The sequence below is a fragment of the Collinsella sp. AM28-11LB genome (genome assembly GCF_003469895.1).
Taxonomy (GTDB): Bacteria; Actinomycetota; Coriobacteriia; order Coriobacteriales; family Coriobacteriaceae; genus Collinsella.
Window position 1 is genome coordinate 1 of the sequence record NZ_QSKJ01000023.1, and the last position, 2,235, is coordinate 2,235.

2 protein-coding genes and 2 pseudogenes are annotated in these 2,235 nt (G+C 61.8%); 1 reads left to right on the plus strand and 3 read right to left on the minus strand.

Annotated features, from left to right (window positions below):
• Together DW732_RS09665 and DW732_RS09670 are read right to left on the minus strand one after the other, a co-directional pair.
• On the minus strand, window positions 1-122 hold a 122-nt coding region (locus DW732_RS09665; RefSeq protein ID WP_147356385.1), incomplete at its 3' end, for a helix-turn-helix transcriptional regulator.
• A gap of 34 nt (window positions 123-156) precedes the next feature.
• Window positions 157-315: pseudogene (locus DW732_RS09670) on the minus strand (helix-turn-helix domain-containing protein); the annotation flags it as partial.
• A gap of 350 nt (window positions 316-665) precedes the next feature.
• Between DW732_RS09670 and DW732_RS10140 the strand changes: the two are divergent.
• The gene (locus tag DW732_RS10140) at window positions 666-1,799 is read left to right on the plus strand and encodes a helix-turn-helix transcriptional regulator (RefSeq protein ID WP_233539434.1); all 1,134 of its coding nucleotides are present in this window, start codon (window positions 666-668) and stop codon (window positions 1,797-1,799) included.
• Between the two features lie 235 nt (window positions 1,800-2,034).
• Here DW732_RS10140 and DW732_RS09680 read toward each other — a convergent pair.
• Window positions 2,035-2,235: pseudogene (locus DW732_RS09680) on the minus strand (XRE family transcriptional regulator); the annotation flags it as partial.

Genomic DNA, 2,235 nt, shown 5'->3' on the forward strand with positions numbered 1-2,235 from the left:
AATAGGATGCTCAGCATGAGCAGACTCTGGACGTCCGGATACGTCTTGTCCCGCTCCCAGTTCGAGATCGTCTGACGCGACACGTAGAGTTTCTCGGCGAGCTGTTCTTGGGAGAGCCCCATCGCCTCGCGCCTCGTCTTTGCTCACCGGCACGTCGAGCGTCTCACCGAGGGCGACGAGCATCTCCGCGTCGGGCACCGAGAGCCCGCGTTCCCATTTGGAAACCGTCTGCCTCACCACGTTCAGCTTGAGCGCGAGCTCCTCCTGCGATAGCCCTTTCGATTTCCTGAGGGCCTGGATGTTCTCGTTCAGCATGGCGGATCCTTTCTCTCGCCCGGTTCCCACGTTACCGCAATGCTGCCCGCAGATGGCCCGTTGCCGCAAGCAACGGGTCGTAACATCGGCGGGGACCGTTTGAGTTCACAGGTGATGCAAGCTCCTAATAATTTGACGTCCATTCAATCTACCTGCGGTTTGCAACCATAGGGTGCCTGCAGGTTGCGTAAAATGAAGCCTCAAGTTGGTGGTTTCCGCCATGTGGCTACCGTAGTGTGTAAGTCGCCGGCAGGAAAGCACCGAACGCTGGGATGCCGCGCCCGCGCCGTCGTCGTGAGCCAAGATCATGACGCCCGAGCGGTCGCTCCCAGCCAACGAGAGGACCTACTATGAGCTTCCGTACCAACCTTCAGTATCTGCGCGCCGAGCGCCATATGACCCAGGAGCAGCTCGCCATGCTGCTTGGGGTATCCCGCCAGTCCGTCACCAAGTGGGAGGCCGAGAAGTCCTACCCGGAGATGGATAAGCTCATCAAAATGTGCCAGATCTTCGAGTGCTCGCTCGATGACCTGGTGCAGGGTGACGTGTCGCGCCGCGCGGCCGTGAGCCAGAGCGCCGCGGATGGCGTGCAAAACGATGGGAACGCCGTCGTCCGCGTCGAGGCTCCGCACGGGCGGAACTCGTTGTCCGACATCGGATCCGCCTTTGTGCCCGCGATCCCCGTCGGTCCCAACACGGATGTATGCGGCTATGACGAGCACATGGTCGCATTTGCCCGCAAGGTCGCACTCGGTGTGGCGCTCATCATCCTGGGGGTCGCCGCCGCGGTCTTCACCGATGAGGTCCTGCACTCAGACGGAATCGTCCTCATGGCGTTGTTCGCGCTCGTTGCCGCTGGCTTGGGATTCCTTATTCCATCCGGCATAGAGCACGCGGCTTTTGTGGAAGCCCATCCGTATGTTGCGGACTTTTACACCGCAGAGCAAAAGGCGGCAGAGCGTCGTCGTGCTTCGATCGCGATCGTTTCGGGTATCGCGATCATCCTTCTTGGCATCGCCGTATCGGCGCTGTTTGAGGTGGAGGCGAACGTCCAGGTATATGGCGACACGCTGATGATGGTCCTGGTCGCCGTCGGTGTTGGGGTGATTGTCCACTGGGGCATGCTGTGGGGCCGCATGGATGTCGCGGAGTACAACAAGGAGTGGCTCGAGACGGTCGAATTGAGTGCGGAGGAGCTGTCGCAGCTGGATCCCCGGAGCCGCGAGGCGTATCTGCGCGCGTGCAATCCCAAGTATCGCCGTACAGCGGCGCGCAAGAAGAGGGCTTGCGTCGTGATCATGCTCGCCTCCACCATCATCGCGCTCATCTGGCTGTTCGTCGGTGCTGCCATGGATGCGTCCGAGGGGATCGGCGGCCTGTTCTGGCTCCCGTGGGTCGTCGGTAGCTTGGGCTCCGCTATCGCCCTTATCGTTATCGACGATGACGATGAGAATGATGCGGCTGCATGCGGCGATAGGGAGTAGAGGCGTTCGAAGACATCCGTCTGAATGAAGCGGGCGGCCTCGGGTGTGCCGGGGCCGCCCGCATTTTGCTGGGTGGTGCTGTATTGCCGGCGTGGAGCGGGCCTCAAGCTAGTGCTTGCCGTCAATTTGAAGTCTTCGGCTGCGGGCACCTTCGAGTCCGCATCACGAGCGCAACGCTGGCGCCCAAAGCGCTGATTCTTGACGCGCGTGATGCGGACTTCGGCAGATGCTGCCTCTAGTTCAGCAGCCCCCACACGGCAAAGCCGAGTGCTCCGCCGATGGCGGCTGCGGCGAAGAAGGTCAGCAAGTCGTACGCCAGTCGGTGCTTCGTCGGCCACGCGCGGCGGGGGAGTACCCGCGGATCGCGCTCGATGTCCGCCTCGCCGTTCATGAAGGCGAGGATCTCGCGGTATGTCACCAGGTCGTTCTCGCGCTT